The organism is Escherichia coli DSM 30083 = JCM 1649 = ATCC 11775, from assembly GCF_003697165.2.
Taxonomy (GTDB): Bacteria; Pseudomonadota; Gammaproteobacteria; order Enterobacterales; family Enterobacteriaceae; genus Escherichia; species Escherichia coli.
This window is the reverse complement of sequence record NZ_CP033092.2, coordinates 3,299,432-3,318,565: the sequence shown is the minus strand read 5'-3', so window position 1 is coordinate 3,318,565 and position 19,134 is coordinate 3,299,432. Positions and strand designations below refer to the sequence as shown.

17 protein-coding genes and 1 pseudogene are annotated in these 19,134 nt (G+C 53.4%); 8 read left to right on the top strand and 10 right to left on the bottom strand.

Going from position 1 to position 19,134, the window contains the following annotated elements; all coding sequences use genetic code 11:
* Positions 1-89: 89 nt before the first annotated feature.
* From kdpE to kdpF, 6 genes are read right to left on the bottom strand one after another with little or no spacing between them, the layout of a single operon-like run.
* Positions 90-767: a two-component system response regulator KdpE gene (gene kdpE, locus EAS44_RS17375; RefSeq protein WP_000186082.1), complete on the bottom strand. Its 678-nt coding sequence runs from the start codon at positions 765-767 to the stop codon at positions 90-92.
* Entirely contained in the window at positions 764-3,448 is a 2,685-nt protein-coding gene (gene kdpD / locus EAS44_RS17370; RefSeq protein WP_001350605.1) for a two-component system sensor histidine kinase KdpD, read from the bottom strand. The genes kdpE and kdpD overlap by 4 nt, the downstream gene beginning before the upstream one ends.
* Entirely contained in the window at positions 3,441-4,013 is a 573-nt protein-coding gene (gene kdpC, locus EAS44_RS17365) for a K(+)-transporting ATPase subunit C (protein WP_001331974.1), read from the bottom strand. The genes kdpD and kdpC overlap by 8 nt, the downstream gene beginning before the upstream one ends.
* A gap of 8 nt (positions 4,014-4,021) precedes the next feature.
* Positions 4,022-6,070, bottom strand: coding sequence for a potassium-transporting ATPase subunit KdpB (kdpB, locus tag EAS44_RS17360; protein ID WP_000087931.1), 2,049 nt, complete (start codon positions 6,068-6,070; stop codon positions 4,022-4,024).
* A 22-nt stretch (positions 6,071-6,092) separates the two neighbouring features.
* Entirely contained in the window at positions 6,093-7,766 is a 1,674-nt protein-coding gene (kdpA, locus tag EAS44_RS17355; protein WP_000730081.1) for a potassium-transporting ATPase subunit KdpA, read from the bottom strand.
* A complete protein-coding gene (gene kdpF, locus EAS44_RS17350; RefSeq protein WP_001272653.1) occupies positions 7,766-7,855 on the bottom strand; it encodes a K(+)-transporting ATPase subunit F in 90 nt (29 codons plus the stop codon). Before kdpF ends, kdpA begins: the two co-directional genes overlap by 1 nt.
* 312 nt (positions 7,856-8,167) lie before the next feature.
* Between kdpF and ybfA the strand changes: the two genes are divergently transcribed.
* The 3 genes from ybfA to phrB all read left to right on the top strand — a co-directional run bounded on the left by ybfA (position 8,168) and on the right by phrB (position 10,399).
* On the top strand, positions 8,168-8,374 hold the full coding sequence (gene ybfA, locus EAS44_RS17345; protein WP_000424788.1) for a YbfA family protein: 207 nt from the start codon (positions 8,168-8,170) through the stop codon (positions 8,372-8,374).
* A 100-nt stretch (positions 8,375-8,474) separates the two neighbouring features.
* Positions 8,475-8,984, top strand: coding sequence for a YbgA family protein (gene ybgA, locus EAS44_RS17340; RefSeq protein ID WP_001075783.1), 510 nt, complete (start codon positions 8,475-8,477; stop codon positions 8,982-8,984).
* Positions 8,981-10,399, top strand: a complete 1,419-nt coding sequence (phrB, locus tag EAS44_RS17335; RefSeq protein WP_000207170.1) for a deoxyribodipyrimidine photo-lyase — start codon at positions 8,981-8,983, stop codon at positions 10,397-10,399. Before ybgA ends, phrB begins: the two co-directional genes overlap by 4 nt.
* A gap of 41 nt (positions 10,400-10,440) precedes the next feature.
* On the opposite strand, the gene dtpD is transcribed toward phrB, so the two are convergent.
* Entirely contained in the window at positions 10,441-11,922 is a 1,482-nt protein-coding gene (gene dtpD / locus EAS44_RS17330; RefSeq protein WP_001032722.1) for a dipeptide permease DtpD, read from the bottom strand.
* Between the two features lie 270 nt (positions 11,923-12,192).
* On the opposite strand from dtpD, the gene ybgI reads away from it, so the two are divergent.
* From ybgI to nei, 5 genes are read left to right on the top strand one after another with little or no spacing between them, the layout of a single operon-like run.
* The gene (gene ybgI / locus EAS44_RS17325) at positions 12,193-12,936 is read left to right on the top strand and encodes a radiation resistance protein YbgI (RefSeq protein ID WP_000798871.1); all 744 of its coding nucleotides are present in this window, start codon (positions 12,193-12,195) and stop codon (positions 12,934-12,936) included.
* A 22-nt stretch (positions 12,937-12,958) separates the two neighbouring features.
* A complete protein-coding gene (gene pxpB / locus EAS44_RS17320) occupies positions 12,959-13,615 on the top strand; it encodes a 5-oxoprolinase subunit PxpB (RefSeq protein ID WP_001188330.1) in 657 nt (218 codons plus the stop codon).
* Entirely contained in the window at positions 13,609-14,541 is a 933-nt protein-coding gene (pxpC, locus tag EAS44_RS17315) for a 5-oxoprolinase subunit PxpC (protein ID WP_000912744.1), read from the top strand. Before pxpB ends, pxpC begins: the two co-directional genes overlap by 7 nt.
* The gene (pxpA, locus tag EAS44_RS17310) at positions 14,531-15,265 is read left to right on the top strand and encodes a 5-oxoprolinase subunit PxpA (RefSeq protein WP_000687123.1); all 735 of its coding nucleotides are present in this window, start codon (positions 14,531-14,533) and stop codon (positions 15,263-15,265) included. Before pxpC ends, pxpA begins: the two co-directional genes overlap by 11 nt.
* 35 nt (positions 15,266-15,300) lie before the next feature.
* A complete protein-coding gene (gene nei, locus EAS44_RS17305) occupies positions 15,301-16,092 on the top strand; it encodes an endonuclease VIII (RefSeq protein ID WP_001114008.1) in 792 nt (263 codons plus the stop codon).
* Here nei and abrB read toward each other — a convergent pair.
* The 3 genes and pseudogenes from abrB to gltA form a co-directional block, all read right to left on the bottom strand.
* On the bottom strand, positions 16,089-17,135 hold the full coding sequence (abrB, locus tag EAS44_RS17300; RefSeq protein WP_001144719.1) for an AbrB family transcriptional regulator: 1,047 nt from the start codon (positions 17,133-17,135) through the stop codon (positions 16,089-16,091). The two genes, nei and abrB, sit on opposite strands and share 4 nt — an antisense overlap.
* Before the next feature lie 151 nt (positions 17,136-17,286).
* A pseudogene (locus EAS44_RS17295) lies at positions 17,287-17,682 on the bottom strand (type 1 fimbrial protein); the annotation flags it as partial.
* Between the two features lie 126 nt (positions 17,683-17,808).
* Positions 17,809-19,092 carry a citrate synthase gene (gene gltA, locus EAS44_RS17290; RefSeq protein ID WP_000785834.1) on the bottom strand — a complete coding sequence of 428 codons (1,284 nt, stop codon included), beginning with the start codon at positions 19,090-19,092 and terminating at the stop codon, positions 17,809-17,811.
* Positions 19,093-19,134 lie beyond the last annotated feature (42 nt).

Genomic DNA, 19,134 nt, shown 5'->3' with positions numbered 1-19,134 from the left:
TTAAGAAATTAAACCTGCCAAATAATAATTTTCGGGGCAGGTTTAATAATAAATTAATAATTATTTAAGCGTATTTATTGAATAATAATTCATGGCATAAACCGATACCCAATACCGGTTTCAGTAATAAAATGGCGGGGGCGGGCGGGATCCTGCTCCAGTTTTTGTCGCAGATGCCCCATATAAATACGCAAATAATGACTGTGTTCGACCGCGTTTGGCCCCCACACCTGGTTGAGGAGCTGGCGCTGGGTGAGCACTTTTCCCGCATTATTAAGCAACACTGCCAGCAGGCGGAACTCAATCGGGGTGAGATGCACCTCTTCCTCGCCCCGATGGATCACACGAGCTGCTAAATCGACGGTAACATCGGAAAATTTCACCAGCGGATCGGGCGTGGTGGTGGCGGAGTGGCGGCGTAATGCGACGCGCAGACGGGCCTGCAATTCGCCAATGCCAAACGGCTTACTCAGATAATCATCCGCTCCGGCATCCAGCGCGGCGATTTTATCGCTCTCTTCGCTGCGTGCGGAAAGCACAATCACCGGCACCGCGCTCCACTGGCGCAGGTCGCGGATAAACTCAATCCCATCACCGTCGGGCAGGCCGAGATCGAGAATAATCAAATCTGGCTTACGGGTTGCCGCTTCCAGCAAGCCGCGTTGCAGCGTTTCGGCCTCAAAGACGCGCATACCGTCGCCCTCCAGCGCCGTGCGCAGAAAGCGACGAATAGCCTGTTCATCTTCAACAATCAGAACGTTTGTCACATATCCTCATGAAATTCTTCAAGTTCAGGGGCTGTTTGCTGGGGAAGTGTAACACGAAAACAGGCACCACCTTCCGGTCGGTTGAATGCGGTAATGGTGCCGCCGTGTACATCCACTATCGCCCGACAAATTGCCAACCCAAGCCCTACACCCGGTACCGCCGACTCTTTATTCCCGCGAGCAAACTTATCAAATATCGTCTGCTCCTGGCCTGGTGGAAGACCGGGGCCGTTATCCCAGACATCCAGTTGTAGATTTTCGCCCTCAACGTGGGCATTGATACCAATTTCGGCCTGCGCCCCCGCATATTTCACCGCGTTCTCTAGCAGGTTAATCAGCACCCGTTCAAAGAGTGGCCCGTCAACGTGGATTAAGGTCAGCGGCTCTGGCAGAGAAAGATTGATGGGCGACGATAAACCCGGTTCCAGCATTTGCAGCGCGCTGCCGACCACTTCTTCCAGCGTTAACCACTCTTTCTTCAAATTAAAGCCGCCGGACTGAATTCGCGCCATATCCAGTAGATTATTCACCAGTCGGGTGGTGTTCAGCACATGCTGACGAATCTCGCTGGCCTGGCGGGCGTGGGGCGATCCTTCGCTTGCCAGATCGAGCGTTAAGATTTCTGCCTGACCGAACAGCACCGTAAGCGGCGTGCGTAAATCATGCGAAAGCGCCGCCAGCAGGGCGTTGCGGATCTGTTCACGTTCGCTTGCCATCCGCGCCTGTTCTTCGCTGGCGGTCAGTGTCAGTCGCTCAAGGGCATTGGCGACTAACAGCGTAAACGTCTCCAGCAGGCGCTGCTGTTCCGGGATCATCAACTGGCGCAGATTCCCCGGTTCCACCACCACCAGCCCGTAGGTTTTCTCGCCGCTTTTTAGCGGCAAAATCTGGTACGGTACACCGGGTAACGTGTCGGTGCCTGCGCCCGCAGGCAGGCCTTTATCAAAACTCCACTGCGCGATGGCATCGTCCCACGGCGTCATTCCTTGCGGATGTGTTAAAGGCTGCAATTTACCGTTGTCATCAGGCAGCAACACCTGGCTACGGGCATGAAACGTGGAGGCAATAAACTGTTCGCTGGTGGCGGCGATATCCTGCGAACTACGGCCCACAGCCAGAGCTTTGGACATTTCATATAAGTGCCGTGTGCGTTGTTCGCGGTAACGGGCTACCCGCGCCTGATAACGCACGCCAGCAGTAAGGTTCCCGATCACCAGCCCGACGGTTAACATCACCGCGAAGGTCAGCAGATATTGCACATCAGAGACGGCGAGCGTGCCGCGTGGGGCGATAAAAAAGAGATCGAAACTCACCACATTAATGACGGTGGCAACCACCGAAGGCCAGCGTCCGTAAAATAGTGCCACCACCACGACGCCAGGCAGATACAGCATCACCAGGTTGGCGGCATCAAACGCTATCAGCCACTGCATGGCAATTAAGGTGATAACGGCGCATAACGCGGCGGCAACCACGCATCCCTGAATCTGTACCCGCCACTTGTCTTTAAAAGAGCGGCTATCCGGCGCGTTGTTAATCGTGCGGGCGGGTGGTTCATCAAGCGCGACCAGCACCTGATCGAGATCGGGGGCGATGCGTGCCAGCCGGTCAGCAAATGTTTCCCGACGCCACCAGCGGCGCGAAGCCGGGCGACCGAGAATAATCTTGCCGAGATTATGTTCACGGGCATAACGCACTACCGCTTTCTCTTCCGCTGGATCAGAAAGTGTTGCCGTCTCCGCGCCCAGCTCCTGCGCCAGACGTAAGGCGCTGAGAATTGCCCGACGTTTTTTCTCCGGTAAGCGATGCAGGGCAGGGGTTTCAACATACACCGCGTGCCAGACACTGCCCAGGCGCGAGGCCAACCGCGCCGCCGCGCGGACCAGTTTCTCACTGCCGGTGTTATGCCCGATGCATAATAGGATCGCGTCGCGTGTGTGCCAGACTTTCTCTTCGCCAGGATGCCCCCGCCAGGCGCGCATTTGCTCATCTACGCGATCGGCAGTACGGCGTAGTGCCAGTTCGCGCAGGGCGATCAGATTACCTTTGCGGAAAAAATGTTCAATGGCGCGCTCCGCCTGCCCGGCAATATAGACTTTGCCTTCTTTCAGTCGCTGGCGCAGATCGTCCGGGGGCAAGTCCACCAGCACCACGTCGTCGGCGGCATCGAAAAAAGGATCGGGCACGGTTTCCCGCACCTGAATTCCGGTGACGCCGCTGACCACATCGTTCAGGCTTTCCAGATGCTGAACGTTGACGGTAGTGAAAACATCAATGCCTGCTTCCAGCAGCTCCTCAATGTCCTGCCAGCGTTTAGGATGACGAGAACCTGGCGCATTACTGTGCGCCAGTTCGTCCATTAAGATCAGTGCCGGACGGCGGGCGAGGGCGGCATCGAGATCAAACTCGCTGATGTGCCGCCCACGGTACGCCTGGCGTTTTAACGGCAGAACAGCCAGACCTTTCAGCATGGCGGCGGTATCTTTCCGACCGTGGGTTTCTACCACGCCAACCACAATATCCAGCCCTTGCGCCCGCAGTCGCTGGGCTTCCGCCAGCATCGCCCAGGTCTTCCCGACGCCTGCGCAGGCACCGAAGAATACTTTCAGCTTCCCCCGATGCGGCGCGGCAGCTTGTTCCAGCAGACGATCGGGGTCGGGACGTAAGGGTTCGTTATTCATCAAGCCTATCCAGTGCCAGATTGAGTTCGACAATGTTGACGACCGGCTGGCCGATATATTTCACCAGCGGTTGTTGGCTGTATTTTGCGATCAGTTGCGTGAGCTGTTCAACGCTGAGATTACGCGCTTTCGCCACGCGTGGGATCTGCCAGGCCGCCGCTTGCGGGGTGATGTTATTGTCCAGCCCGCTTGCTGACGCCGTCACCAGTTCAACCGGAACGTTCGTGCTGGCATCCGGGTTAGCAGCCCGTAATGCGGCAACGCGTGCGGCTATCTGTTTATCCAGCTCCGGGTTACTGACTGCCAGATTGCTCCCGCCAGAAGCCTGTGGATTATAGGGCATTTCTGCTGTTGCCGACGGGCGACCATGAAAATAGCCGTTGCCGGTAAAATTTTGCCCGATTAATGCCGAACCGCGCACCGTATCACCTTCACGAATCAATGAACCGTTGGCCTGCCAGGGAAACCACCATTGCCCCAGTGCGGTGGTCAGCAGCGGGTAAACGCCGCCAGTAATCAATAACAGAAAGAGAAATGTCGATAATGCCGGACGTAATCCACGCATGGTAAACCTCACACCAGACCGCAAACGGTTAGCAGTAAATCAATGACTTTGATACCAATAAACGGCACCAGCAGCCCACCCAGACCGTAAATCCATAAGTTACGGCGCAACATGGCAGAAGCGGTAAGCGGTTTATAACTCACGCCTTTTAACGCCAGGGGAATCAAAAAGACGATAATCAAGGCGTTGAAAATGACCGCACTGAGAATGGCGGAGTCGGGCGAATGCAGGCGCATGATGTTCAGCGCATTTAACTGCGGATACGTTGCCGCGAACGCCGCTGGAATAATGGCGAAGTATTTCGCCACATCGTTGGCAATGCTGAAGGTGGTCAACGAGCCACGGGTCATCAGCATCTGTTTGCCAATGTGCACTACCTCGATCAACTTGGTCGGGTTGGAGTCGAGATCCACCATATTGCCCGCTTCTTTCGCCGCCTGGGTGCCGGAGTTCATCGCCACCGCAACATCGGCCTGTGCCAGCGCCGGAGCATCGTTGGTGCCATCGCCGGTCATCGCCACTAAACGGCCTTCCGCCTGATACTGACGAATCAGTGCCAGCTTGGCCTCCGGTGTTGCTTCGGCGAGAAAATCATCGACACCCGCTTCCGCAGCTATCGCGGCGGCAGTCAGGCGGTTATCGCCGGTAATCATCACCGTTTTAATGCCCATTTTACGCAGCTGGGCGAAGCGCTCTTTAATACCGCCTTTGACGATATCTTTCAGCGCAATAACGCCCAGCACACGAGAACCTTCCACCACCACCAGCGGCGTGGCTCCCTGACGCGCAACCTGATCGACTTTTTGATCAACATCGGCAGGGAAGTGACCGCCGTTAGCCTCAACATGGCGGCGAATGGCATCGACAGAACCTTTACGGATCATGCGGTTGTCGATGTTGATCCCGCTCATCCGGCTTTGCGCAGTAAACGGTACAAAGGTGGCATGGAGCGACTGCACATCGCGCTCGCGCAGGTTAAAACGCTGCTTGGCGAGGATCACAATACTGCGGCCTTCCGGCGTTTCATCAGCCAGCGAAGCCAGTTGTGCGGCGTCGGCCAGCGCTTTTTCCTCCACGCCTTGTGCGGGGATAAACTCTGACGCCTGACGGTTACCGAGTGTGATGGTGCCGGTTTTATCCAGTAGCAGAACGTCAACGTCACCTGCCGCTTCAACTGCACGTCCGCTGGTGGCAATCACATTCGCGCCCAGCATCCGACTCATTCCGGCGACGCCAATCGCTGACAACAGGCCGCCAATAGTGGTTGGGATCAGACAGACCAGCAGTGCCACCAGTACCGTTACGCTGACGGCATTACCGCCCCACGCGGAAAACGGCCACAGCGTGGCGGTTGCCAGTAAAAAGACGATAGTCAGGGCAATCAGGAGAATGGTCAGGGCAATCTCGTTCGGCGTTTTACGTCGCTGCGCACCTTCCACCATCGCGATCATCCGATCCAGAAATGTCTCGCCGGGGTTAACGCTGCACTCAATCACCAGCCAGTCAGAAAGAATACGCGTGCCGCCAGTGACGGAGGCAAAATCACCGCCGGATTCACGGATCACCGGAGCCGATTCCCCGGTGATGGCGCTTTCATCGACCGATGCGCCGCCTTCAATGACTTCACCATCGCAGGGGATAATATCGCTAGCTTCTACCAGCACGATGTCACCTTTACGCAGTTGATCAGCAGGAACTTTGTCCGCCGCAGCGCCATATTTCGGTTCGCGCAGCTTGCGAGCAAAAGCGGTTTTTTTCACCCCTTTCAGACTGTTGGCCTGCGCTTTACTGCGGCCTTCTGCCAACGCCTCGGCGAAATTAGCGAACAGTACGGTGACCCACAGCCAGCCGCTAATTGCCGCGCTAAACAGCGCATTGCCAGGCATCACATCGCTTGCCATCGCGATGCTAATACAGGTGGTCAGCAGACTGCCGATCCAGACGATAAACATCACCGGATTGCGCCATTGCGCCTGCGGGTTTAATTTTTTCACCGCTTCTTTCAGCGCCTGAACGACAAGTGTTGGTTCGAATAGCGCCAGTTGTTTACGACTCATATTCAGTGCTCACTCAATATCATCAGGAGAGATATTCCGCCACCGGACCAAGCGCCAGGGCAGGGATAAAGGTCAGTGCGCCAACCAGCAACACGGTGCCGATTAACAGGCCAACAAACAGCGGGCCGTGCGTTGGCAATGTGCCGGAGCTGGCGGGTTGGCTCTTTTTACTCACCAGCGAACCGGCAATTGCCATCACCGGGATAATCACCCCGAAGCGCCCGACAAACATGCACAACGCCAGTAAACAGTTCCAGAATGGAGAGTTGGCGCTTAATCCGGCAAAGGCGCTGCCGTTGTTGTTAGCGGCGGATGACACGGCATACAGCACTTCGCTAAAACCATGCGGGCCAGGGTTGAGCATGGCGCTACGTCCGGCGTCGGTCATCATTGCCAGCGCCGCGCCCATCAGCACCAGCGTCGGGGTGACCAGAATCGCCAGTGCAGTCAGTTTCATCTCGCGTACGTCGATTTTTTTACCCAGATATTCCGGTGTACGACCAATCATCAGCCCGGCAATAAACACCGCCAGCAGGACAAACAGCATCATGCCGTAAAGGCCGGAACCGACGCCGCCGAATACCACTTCACCAATTTGCATCAACCACATCGGCACCATGCCACCAAGAGCGGTAAACGAATCATGCATCGCAATCACCGCGCCGCAGGAAGCCGCCGTAGTCACGACCGCAAACAGGCTACTGACCAGCACGCCGAAACGGCTCTCTTTACCTTCCATATTGATGCTGCTGTCCGCGCCGAGCGCCAGCAGATGAGGATTACCCTGAACTTCTGCCCACATCACTACGCCTACGCAGATGACAAAAATCACCGACATCGCCCACAGCAACATGCGCCCCTGGCGACGATCGCCCGCCACTTCACCAAAGGCAAAGCACAGCGCTGTTGGGATCAAGAAAATCGCCAGCATTTGCACGAAGTTGGTCAGTGCGGTTGGGTTTTCAAACGGATGCGACGAGTTGGCATTAAAAAAGCCACCGCCGTTAGTTCCGAGCATTTTGATCGCTTCCTGAGAAGCTACTGGCCCCATTGGTAACAGCTGTTGCGCTCCTTCAATGGTCGTCACAGCCTGATAAGGCAAAAAGTTTTGCAGCGCACCTTGTTGAATAAAAAACAGTGCGATCAGCAATGCTACGGGGGTTAACACCCATAACGTAATCCGCAACAGGTCTACCCACGCATTACCCAGCGTGTTCATGCTCTGGCGGGTAAACGCGCGAATAAGCGCAAAAATCACCGCAATCCCGCTGGCGGCAGAAAGAAAGTTTTGCACCGTTAAGCCCGCCATCTGGCTGAAATAGCTCAACGTGGTTTCACCGCTATAAGATTGCCAGTTGGTATTCGTGACAAAGCTGACGGCGGTATTGAGCGCCAGATCCCACGACAGCCCCGGCAACTGCTGTGGATTAAGCGGCAGATAGTGCTGACCGAGCAACATAAAAAACAGCACCGCCAGCCCCAGTATATTCAGGCCAAGAATGGCTGAGAGATACTGCTTCCAGTTCATCTCGCGGTCAGAGACGCCAAGCGCGCTAAAGAGTACGCGTTCAACGCCCGTCGTACCAGGAAGAGGTATATCATTAATCAGCCGCGCCAGCCCGCTACCTAAGGGACGCGCCAGCACCATAAATACCAGTAAAAACGTGGCAATCAGTAAGAACCCTTGCGCAGCCATCAGAACGCCTCCGCATTGATCAGGGCATAAACCAGATAACCCAGTAATAAAAACACCAGCAACACGCCGGTTATCACGCCTGCACTCACAGTGCACCTCCAGTGGCCTAAAAGTGATACCGGAAGGGTAGAGTTCTGGCTGCAAAGATTTCGCAAAAATCTGCGGGCGTGGTGTAAAAAAAGTATAAAAATGGCAAAAGCCATGATTTAACTAATGTTTAGTATTAATTTAACTTTTATGTAACTTAATTACACGGTGAATGTAAATAAACCATCAATAAGCAAAAATAAGTGGTCGGATGAGTAGTAAAATTACACAAACAGCGGTACTATTTTCATCAGATAAACGAATTCATTTTTCCGGTGCTATTCACCGGGTAGATACAAAAGGGGGAGAAAAGTATGGAACTCTACAAAGAATATCCTGCATGGCTTATCTTTTTACGCCGTACTTGTGCGGTTGCAGCGGGCGTTCTGGCGCTGCCTTTCATGCTTTTCTGGAAAGACCGCGCCCGCTTTTACAGCTACCTGCACCGCGTCTGGTCGAAAACCAGCGATAAACCGGTGTGGATGGATCAGGCCGAAAAGGCAACTGGTGATTTTTACTGATTGCCAAACATGACGTTTAAAGAAAACCGCCGGTGGAAACGCTGGCGGTTTTCTTTTTTCGGCGTCTACACTTACTCCTGTAAACCGTTCAGGAGCAGTAATGAATCAACAACTTTTTGATGACAGCACCCTTATCCGCATTTTTGCTTTGCATGAGTTACACAATCTCAAAGATCGAGGACTAACGCGCGGGGCGCTTCTCGATTATCACAGCCGCTATAAACTCGTCTTTCTGGCACATTCTCAGCCGGAGTACCGCAAACTTGGCCCGTTTGTGGCTGATATTCACCGGTGGCAAAGTCTGGATGACTATTACAACCAGTACCGCCAACGCGTAATTGTTTTGCTTTCTCACCCTGCCAACCGGCGTGATCATACTAACGTTTTGATGCACGTTCAGGGATATTTTCGCCCACATATTGATTCCACAGAACGCCAGCAGCTGGCGGCGCTTATCGACAGTTATCGCCGTGGCGAGCAACCGCTTCTTGCGCCGCTGATGCGTATCAAACACTATATGGCGCTTTATCCTGACGCCTGGCTTTCAGGGCAGCGTTATTTCGAACTTTGGCCGCGTGTGATTAACTTGCGCCATGCAGGAGTTTTATGACTACCCATCTGGTCTGGTTTCGCCAGGATTTACGTCAGCACGATAATCTCGCGCTGGCTGCCGCCTGCCGCAATTCGTCTGCGCGCGTGCTGGCGTTGTATATCGCTACACCACGCCAGTGGGCGGCGCATAATGTGTCGCCGCGTCAGGCTGAACTTATCAATACACAACTTAATGCGCTGCAAAACGCGCTGGCGGAAAAAGGCATTCCTTTATTGTTCCGCGAAGTGGATGACTTTGCTGCCAGTGTCGAAACAGTTAAACAGGTGTGCGCGGAAAATCGCATTACCCATCTGTTTTATAACTATCAGTATGAGGTGAATGAGCGGGCGCGGGATGTGCAGGCTGAGAGGACGCTGCGTAACGTGGTGTGTGAAGGATTTGATGACAGCGTGATCCTGCCGCCGGGGGCGGTGATGACTGGCAATCATGAGATGTACAAAGTCTTTACGCCTTTTAAAAACGCATGGTTGAAACGGCTGCGGGAAGGGATGCCGGAGTGCGTCGCTGCACCAAAATTTCGTAGTAGCGGATCGATAGAGCCCGCGCCATCCATTACGCTGAATTATCCTCGTCAGTCTTTCGATACTGCGCATTTCCCGGTGGAAGAAAAAGCGGCGATTGCGCAATTACGCCAGTTTTGCCAGAACGGTGCCGGAGAGTATGAGCAACAACGAGATTTTCCGGCAGTGGAAGGCACCAGTCGTTTGTCCGCCAGCCTGGCAACGGGCGGGTTATCGCCTCGCCAATGTTTACATCGCCTGTTGGCGGAACAACCGCAGGTGCTGGAAGGCGGACCGGGGAGCGTCTGGCTTAATGAGCTGATATGGCGCGAGTTCTACCGCCATTTGATGACGTATTATCCTTCGCTGTGTAAACATCGTCCGTTTATTGCCTGGACGGATCGTGTACAGTGGCAAAGCAATCCCGCCCATTTAAAGGCCTGGCAGGAGGGCAAAACGGGATACCCGATTGTCGATGCTGCCATGCGTCAGCTTAACAGCACTGGCTGGATGCATAACCGGCTACGGATGATTACAGCCAGTTTTCTGGTGAAAGATTTGTTGATCGACTGGCGCGAAGGCGAGCGATATTTCATGTCGCAGTTGATTGATGGTGATTTGGCAGCTAATAACGGTGGCTGGCAGTGGGCTGCTTCTACGGGTACTGATGCAGCGCCGTATTTTCGTATTTTCAACCCGACAACTCAGGGCGAGAAATTTGACCGCGAAGGCGAATTTATCCGCCAGTGGCTACCGGAGCTGCGCGATGTACCGGGGAAAGCGGTGCATGAGCCGTGGAAGTGGGCAGAGAAAACAGGTGTGACGTTGGATTATCCGCAACCGATAGTCGATCACAAAGAGGCAAGGCTGCGAACGCTGGCAGCGTACGAAGAAGCGAGGAAAGGAGCCTGATAAAACGCAGCGAGCGTTTTATCAGGCATGGTGCTGGCTTATTAAGACTCCAGCGCCAGCGCGCGGTTTCTGAACTTAAGCGCCTGATACAGCCAAATCATCAGTACCAGTCCTACACACGCCAGTGCGCCCCAGGTAATTTGATCAAATACTTCAATATATGCATTGATGGAGTAGTTGATCGCCCCGGAAGCATCAAACGAAGCCTGCGATGTCTGATCGGCAATCACGCCCGCCAGATAGTTCGCAATCGCGCCGGAAAGCAGCATATAAATGCCGGTTAATACGCCGGTCACGCCGGGGATTTCAATGCGCGTAATCTGCGACATAGCAACCGGATCGATAAACAGTTCCGCAAAGCCCATCACCGCCAGGCCTAACACCATCAGTGGCAGAGAAGAGTGACCATACATTGCGGACCAGCGGGCGCTTAAGGTCAGAATGCAGAATCCGGCGCTCATCAGGCCAAGGCCAAGAGCAAATTTTCCCCAGATGCGCACGGTACGATTACCTGCGACGCTTTCTTTAACCACCCACGCCAGGAACACACCGCACAGCATAACTGCGAAGGCATTAATCGACTGGAACATAGCAGTCGGAACGGTATAACCAAACATATCGCGGTTAACGAAGCGGTCGATATAAAGGCTAATCGAGCTACCCCCCTGTTGTGCGAATGCCCAGAACAACATGCTGAAGAAGGTGAGGGTAACAATCAGCCCCAGCTCCTTACGCTGTTTTTGGTTTTCTGCTTTGCGATAAATTTTTGCCAGAACCCCAAGGCCAATGATCGTCGCGACAATCAAGGCGTATACCGACCACTCTTTCCAGAACAACACGGTAATCAGCGCAGGCGTTGCCACCAGCAGAACCAGTAGCCATCCCCAGTTGGGCAGGAGAAAGTTTGTCGCACGCAGTACCTTTTTGTTAACGCCGCGGGTGTGTGTGAAATGACGATTGCCACATAAGAAAATGACCAGACCCGCGATCATACCCACCGCCGCCAGGCCAAAGCCCATCGCCCAACTGTACTCTTCCTGGGCGAAACCACAGGCGATAGGTGCGATAATAGACCCCACGTTACCCGCCGCATACATCAGCGAGAAACCGCCATCACGACGTGGATCGGTTGGCTCATACAGCTCGCCGAGCAGGCAACTGACGTTGGATTTAAACAGACCATAGCCGCAGACGATAATCGCCAGGGACAGATAGAGGAATGACGGATGGATCTCACTGGCACCCAGCACCACATGACCGATCGCCATCAACAACGCCCCCAGCATCACCGCCATGCGATTGCCGAGAACTTTATCCGCCAAAAAGCCACCGAGGATTGGCGTGACATATACCAGCGAACAGTAGGCGCTAAATAACTCGTAGGCGTGATTATCGCTATATTTTAGTTGATTGGTGAGATAGAGGATCAGCAGGGCACGCATGCCGTAAAAGCTAAAATATTCCCAGATTTGCAGCGCAACGACATAGTAAATAGCGCGCGGTTGTGATGCGTGTTTATTCATAATAATTCCACAATTGACTGCAACGTCACGTAATAGTTGCGCGGCGTGCTTGTGTTTCCTTAAAGTTAAAACTTTGATACAGATCTGATTATTTATGCAATATGCTGTCTGATTGCATAAATATACATTAGCTGAAGCGTGATGATATAAACAATTTGCGTCTTTTGGCGTCGTGTTTGTTTCTTAATATGTCAAAAGATTGGCTATCGACGAACAGGCGAGGTAACGCTATGTTAACGGTGTAGCTATCAGAATACGGAAGGCGCGAAGATGAAAAACACCGAACTGGAACAACTGATTAACGAAAAACTGAACAGCGCGGCGATTAGTGATTACGCGCCGAATGGTTTGCAGGTGGAAGGCAAAGAGACGGTGCAAAAAATTGTTACCGGTGTCACTGCCAGCCAGGCTTTGCTCGATGAGGCAGTGCGTCTGGGCGCGGATGCGGTCATTGTGCATCATGGCTACTTCTGGAAAGGCGAATCTCCGGTCATTCGCGGAATGAAGCGTAACCGCTTAAAAACATTGCTGGCGAATGATATCAACCTGTATGGCTGGCATTTGCCGCTTGACGCACATCCTGAGCTGGGCAATAACGCACAGCTGGCGGCGTTACTGGGGATCACGGTCATGGGCGAAATTGAGCCGTTGGTGCCGTGGGGCGAACTGACCATGCCTGTGCCGGGACTGGAACTGGCCTCCTGGATTGAAGCGCGTCTGGGACGTAAGCCGTTATGGTGTGGCGATACCGGACCTGAGGTGGTCCAGCGCGTCGCCTGGTGCACGGGCGGCGGGCAAAGTTTTATCGATAGCGCCGCGCGTTTTGGCGTGGATGCTTTTATTACTGGCGAAGTTTCTGAACAGACCATTCATTCAGCCCGCGAGCAGGGATTGCATTTTTATGCTGCAGGTCACCATGCCACTGAACGTGGTGGTATTCGCGCATTGAGCGAGTGGCTGAATGAAAATACCGATCTTGATGTGACCTTTATTGATATTCCTAATCCTGCATAACGAATAATCAGAGGGATCGAAAGTGCAACGAGCGCGTTGTTATCTGATAGGTGAAACGGCGGTAGTACTGGAACTGGAACCGCCGGTGACGCTGGCTAGCCAGAAACGGATCTGGCGACTGGCACAGCGTCTGGTGGATATGCCGAATGTGGTTGAAGCCATTCCTGGCATGAACAATATCACAGTGATTTTGCGTAATCCTGAGTCGCTGGCGCTGGATGCCATAGAGCGTTTGCAACGCTGGTGGGAGGAGAGTGAGGCGCTGGAGCCGGAGTCTCGCTTTATTGAAATTCCGGTGGTTTACGGTGGCGCAGCCGGACCGGATTTGGCGGTGGTCGCGGCGCATTGTGGATTGAGCGAAAAACAGGTTGTTGAATTACACTCCTCCGTGGAATACGTGGTCTGGTTTTTAGGTTTTCAACCGGGCTTCCCGTATCTCGGGAGTTTGCCGGAACAACTACACACGCCACGGCGCGCTGAACCGCGCTTGCACGTTCCAGCAGGTTCTGTCGGGATCGGCGGGCCGCAGACCGGTGTTTATCCGCTGGCAACGCCGGGTGGCTGGCAGTTGATTGGTCATACCTCACTCAGCCTGTTTGATCCGGAGCGTGACGAACCCATCTTATTACGTCCGGGAGACAGCGTGCGCTTTGTACCCCAGAAGGAGGGAGTATGCTGAAGATTATTCGTGCGGGCATGTATACCACTGTGCAGGATGGCGGTCGTCACGGTTTTCGCCAGTCGGGTATCAGCCACTGCGGCGCACTGGATATGCCTGCGCTGCGCATTGCTAACCTGCTGGTGGGTAATGACGCCAACGCCCCCGCGCTGGAGATCACGCTCGGTCAGTTAACGGTTGAGTTCGAAACTGATGGGTGGTTTGCCCTGACGGGTGCCGGTTGCGAAGCGCGGCTGGATGATAACGCCGTCTGGACCGGCTGGCGATTGCCAATGAGAGCAGGCCAGCGTTTAACGCTTAAACGCCCGCAGCACGGGATGCGCAGTTATCTGGCGGTCGCGGGTGGTATTGATGTTCCGCCGGTAATGGGATCATGCAGCACCGATCTCAAAGTGGGGATTGGCGGGTTGGAAGGCCGTTTACTGAGGGATGGTGACCGACTCCCGATTGGCAAAGCGAAGCGTGATTTTATGGAAGCGCAGGGCGTTAAACAGCTGCTGTGGGGCAACCGCATTCGCGCCTTGCCGGGGCCGGAATATCATGAGTTCGATCGCGCCTCGCAGGATGCATTCTGGCGTTCGCCCTGGCAGCTTAGCTCGCAAAGTAACCGCATGGGCTATCGCTTACAGGGGCAAATTTTAAAACGCACCACCGATCGCGAACTGTTATCTCACGGTTTGTTACCAGGTGTGGTGCAGGTGCCGCATAACGGGCAGCCCATTGTGTTGATGAACGATGCGCAAACCACCGGTGGTTACCCGCGTATTGCCTGTATCATTGAGGCTGATATGTACCATCTGGCGCAAATTCCGCTCGGTCAGCCGATTCATTTTGTCCAGTGTTCACTGGAAGAGGCACTGAAAGCACGGCAAGATCAACAACGTTATTTCGAACAATTAGCGTGGCGGCTGCACAATGAAAATTGACCTGAACGCCGATCTGGGCGAAGGCTGCGCCAGCGACGCAGAACTATTAACGCTGGTTTCCTCTGCCAATATTGCCTGTGGATTTCATGCAGGCGATGCGCAAACCATGCAGGCTTGCGTGCGTGAAGCAATAAAAAACGGTGTTGCGATTGGCGCGCACCCGAGTTTTCCCGACAGGGAAAATTTTGGTCGCAGCGCCATGCAGCTGCCGCCAGAAACCGTTTTCGCCCAGACGCTGTATCAAATTGGCGCGCTGGCAGCGATTACCCGTGCGCAAGGCGGCGTAATGTGTCATGTCAAACCGCACGGCATGTTATACAACCAGGCGGCGAAAGAGGCACAACTGGCAGACGCCATCGCCAGAGCGGTATACGCTTGCGATCCGGCATTGATTCTCGTCGGGCTGGCAGGAAGCGAGCTGATTCGTGCAGGCGAACGATATGGCCTGGTAACGCGCGAGGAAGTGTTTGCCGATCGCGGTTATCAGGCAGACGGTTCGCTGGTGCCGCGAAGCCAGCCAGGCGCGTTGATTGAAAACGAAGAACAGGCGCTGGCGCAAACGTTGGAGATGGTGCAATACGGCAGAGTCAAAAGTATCACCGGCGAATGGGCAATGGTCACGGCGCAAACGGTCTGCCTACATGGCGATGGCGAGCACGCACTGGCGTTCGCCCGCCGATTACGAGCTACATTTGCTGAAAAGGGGATTGTTGTCGCAGCATAACCCCGCTTAATAAAGAATGAAAAAAGGATATCACCATGCCTGAAGGCCCGGAGATCCGCCGTGCAGCGGATAACCTGGAGGCGGCGATCAAAGGCAAACCACTAACTGATGTCTGGTTTGCCTTCCCGCAGTTAAAATCTTATCAATCACGACTTATCGGTCAACACGTTACCCATGTGGAAACGCGTGGTAAGGCGTTGTTAACTCATTTTTCCAACGACTTAACGCTCTACAGCCATAATCAGCTTTACGGTGTCTGGCGCGTGGTTGATACAGGCGAAGAGCCGCAGACCACGCGAGTACTGCGGGTAAAACTGCAAACGGCTGACAAAACCATTCTGCTTTATAGCGCCTCGGATATTGAGATGTTGACCCCGGAACAACTGACCACGCATCCGTTTTTACAACGCGTTGGTCCCGATGTGCTGGATCCGAATCTGACGCCGGAGGTGGTAAAGGAACGATTATTGTCGCCGCGCTTTCGTAACCGCCAGTTTGCTGGATTACTGCTCGATCAGGCGTTTCTGGCAGGACTTGGCAATTATTTGCGGGTGGAGATCCTCTGGCAGGTTGGGTTGACCGGAAATCATAAAGCGAAAGATCTCAATGCGGCGCAACTGGATGCACTCGCACACGCGTTACTGGATACTCCGCGACTTTCTTACGCTACGCGGGGCCAGGTGGATGAAAACAAATATCATGGGGCGCTGTTTCGCTTTAAGGTTTTTCATCGTGATGGCGAACCTTGCGAACGCTGTGGCGGCATCATTGAGAAAACCACGCTGTCATCGCGCCCGTTTTACTGGTGCCCAGGCTGCCAGCACTAGGCCGAACGCTTCGGCGCATAGGTTGAAATAAACCGTGCGATGGCAGGCCCCGTCAGCAAAATACTGAACAGGCGCAGGGTTTGCATCGCCATGATGAGCGCCATATCGGCATTGCTCCCTGCGGCGATGACCGCCACGGTATCAAGCCCGCCGGGGCTGGTGGCGAGGTAGGCGGTCATAAAATCAATATGCATAAACCGGGTCAGCCCCCACGCCATACCCGCACAAATAGCCAGCAGAGCAAAAATCGACAGCAGGATTTGTGGCAGTGGGCGCAATGCCCGCAGTAATATTTGCTTATCGAAACCAAGACCAATCCGCCAGCCAATTGCCATATATGCCATCGCCAGCAGCCATTCCGGGAGTTCAATCGTGATGAGCTGACCAGACTGGAGCACTGCGCCCGCCAGCATCGGGATGAGCATCGTGCCGGAAGGAAGACGTAGCAAGCATCCCGCCGTACCGGCAACGACCGCGAGCAAAATCGTAAGCAGGAGATTAATGCTCACTGGCGGGAACCAGACGATCTGCTGGTTAACCGCTTCAGCGTTATCGCCCAGCATCATGCGGGTAACCAGAACAGCGGCCCCCGCGACGAACAGCACTCGCAGATATTGCATAAACGCCACCAGGCGAATATCTGCGCCGTAATCTTGCGCCATTGCGACCATTGCCGCCGCGCCGCCAGGAGAAGAACCCCAGGCCCCGGTATTTCCAGGCAGTGAGCTATAGCGCACCAATAACCAACCCACGATGGCGCTGGAAAGCAGCGTCACCAGTAAAATCGCAAGCACGATCGGCCAGTTGACGGCCAGCGTGGTGAGAATCGAACCAGTGAGGTTTTGTGCAATCATGCAGCCAAGAATGGCTTGGGCAGCGAGAAAAGCGGAGCGGGGAAGTTGCAGAGTGACTCCGCGCATACTGAAGATGATCCCGGCGATCATCGGGCCAAGCAGGAGTGCCGCCGGGAGATGTAAAGCGAGGAAGCCAATAGAAAGGAGAAGTGACAGAACACATAACATTCCCCACTGCAATACAGGCATTCTTCGCTTCCTCATTATTTTATCTTTGGTGTATCGATACAGCATAAAGAAAGCTGGGTCTGGAAAAAATAACGGTAATCAAGGAAAAGGGGAAAATCAGCAATAATCTGAATACGTTGCCCTTTCCGGCTGAAAAGGGCGTCGTGTTAAATCAGTTATAGTTAATCTTAAAAAGTACCACTGTATCGAAGGGACCCGCCGCGATGGGAGTGCCAGGTGTGGACGATAATTCAGCCGTATAGGTTTTTTCGTAGATCAGCATATCACTGGTGAAATCGGCGTATTCAGCATATTTATTGAATGTATAAGGCGAGGCGTTTTCATCCAGTATACGTAGCTTCAGACCATTACCAATCAACAATGCTTTATCTTCTTCAACCAACGTTTTTTCGGTATAAAACGAGGAGCTGACCTTAAATCCGTCGGTACACTGGTCATTTTGCGATTTTGTTGTCTTGATACTGAATGTTTTCGACATTGTGTGGCGGCGAATATCCAGTAAGTTAAATTTACCCAAATCAATCACCAGTGTTTCCGGTGAAATATTTTTTCACCATTATTAATGGGTATTTGCATCTGGTTTAATTTTTACAATTTTTTATGTTCAGCCATATAAAAAGAACCCGCTCTATTAAAGGCGGGTCCGGAAAGTGAACGGCTTAGCAATCAACCATTAACGCTTGATATCGCTTTTAAAGTCGCGTTTTTCATATCCTGTATACAGCTGACGCGGACGGGCAATCTTCATACCGTCACTGTGCATTTCGCTCCAGTGGGCGATCCAGCCAACCGTACGTGCCATAGCGAAGATCACGGTGAACATAGAAGACGGAATACCCATCGCTTTCAGGATGATACCAGAGTAGAAATCGACGTTCGGGTACAGTTTTTTCTCGATAAAGTACGGGTCGTTCAGCGCGATGTTTTCCAGCTCCATAGCCACTTCCAGCAGGTCATCTTTGGTACCCAGCTCTTTCAGAACTTCATGGCAGGTTTCACGCATTACGGTGGCGCGCGGGTCGTAATTTTTGTACACGCGGTGACCGAAGCCCATCAGGCGGAAAGAATCATTTTTGTCTTTCGCACGACGAACAAATTCTGGAATGTGTTTAACGGAGCTGATTTCTTCCAGCATTTTCAGCGCCGCTTCGTTAGCACCACCGTGCGCAGGTCCCCACAGTGAAGCAATACCTGCTGCGATACAGGCAAACGGGTTCGCACCCGAAGAGCCAGCGGTACGCACGGTGGAGGTGGAGGCGTTCTGTTCATGGTCAGCGTGCAGGATCAGAATACGGTCCATAGCACGTTCCAGAATCGGATTAACTTCATACGGTTCGCACGGCGTGGAGAACATCATATTCAGGAAGTTACCGGCGTAGGAGAGATCGTTGCGCGGGTAAACAAATGGCTGACCAATGGAATACTTGTAACACATCGCGGCCATGGTCGGCATTTTTGACAGCAGGCGGAACGCGGCAATTTCACGATGACGAGGATTGTTAACATCCAGCGAGTCGTGATAGAACGCTGCCAGCGCGCCGGTAATACCACACATGACTGCCATTGGATGCGAGTCGCGACGGAAAGCATGGAACAGACGGGTAATCTGCTCGTGGATCATGGTATGACGGGTCACCGTAGTTTTAAATTCGTCATACTGTTCCTGAGTCGGTTTTTCACCATTCAGCAGGATGTAACAAACTTCCAGGTAGTTAGAATCGGTCGCCAGCTGATCGATCGGGAAACCGCGGTGCAGCAAAATACCTTCATCACCATCAATAAAAGTAATTTTAGATTCGCAGGATGCGGTTGAAGTGAAGCCTGGGTCAAAGGTGAACACACCTTTTGAACCGAGAGTACGGATATCAATAACATCTTGACCCAGCGTGCCTTTCAGCACATCCAGTTCAACAGCTGTGTCCCCGTTGAGGGTGAGTTTTGCTTTTGTATCAGCCATTTAAGGTCTCCTTAGCGCCTTATTGCGTAAGACTGCCGGAAC

Excerpts from the sequence above, each read along its gene's own strand:
- kdpD (WP_001350605.1), bottom strand. The coding sequence starts at position 3,448 with ATGAATAACGAACCCTTACGTCCCGACCCCGATCGTCTGCTGGAACAA.
- kdpC (WP_001331974.1), bottom strand. The coding sequence starts at position 4,013 with ATGCGTGGATTACGTCCGGCATTATCGACATTTCTCTTTCTGTTATTG.
- kdpB (WP_000087931.1), bottom strand. The coding sequence starts at position 6,070 with ATGAGTCGTAAACAACTGGCGCTATTCGAACCAACACTTGTCGTTCAG.
- kdpA (WP_000730081.1), bottom strand. The coding sequence starts at position 7,766 with ATGGCTGCGCAAGGGTTCTTACTGATTGCCACGTTTTTACTGGTATTT.
- ybfA (WP_000424788.1), top strand. The coding sequence starts at position 8,168 with ATGGAACTCTACAAAGAATATCCTGCATGGCTTATCTTTTTACGCCGT.
- ybgA (WP_001075783.1), top strand. The coding sequence starts at position 8,475 with ATGAATCAACAACTTTTTGATGACAGCACCCTTATCCGCATTTTTGCT.
- phrB (WP_000207170.1), top strand. The coding sequence starts at position 8,981 with ATGACTACCCATCTGGTCTGGTTTCGCCAGGATTTACGTCAGCACGAT.
- dtpD (WP_001032722.1), bottom strand. The coding sequence starts at position 11,922 with ATGAATAAACACGCATCACAACCGCGCGCTATTTACTATGTCGTTGCG.
- ybgI (WP_000798871.1), top strand. The coding sequence starts at position 12,193 with ATGAAAAACACCGAACTGGAACAACTGATTAACGAAAAACTGAACAGC.
- pxpC (WP_000912744.1), top strand. The coding sequence starts at position 13,609 with ATGCTGAAGATTATTCGTGCGGGCATGTATACCACTGTGCAGGATGGC.
- pxpA (WP_000687123.1), top strand. The coding sequence starts at position 14,531 with ATGAAAATTGACCTGAACGCCGATCTGGGCGAAGGCTGCGCCAGCGAC.
- nei (WP_001114008.1), top strand. The coding sequence starts at position 15,301 with ATGCCTGAAGGCCCGGAGATCCGCCGTGCAGCGGATAACCTGGAGGCG.
- abrB (WP_001144719.1), bottom strand. The coding sequence starts at position 17,135 with ATGCCTGTATTGCAGTGGGGAATGTTATGTGTTCTGTCACTTCTCCTT.
- gltA (WP_000785834.1), bottom strand. The coding sequence starts at position 19,092 with ATGGCTGATACAAAAGCAAAACTCACCCTCAACGGGGACACAGCTGTT.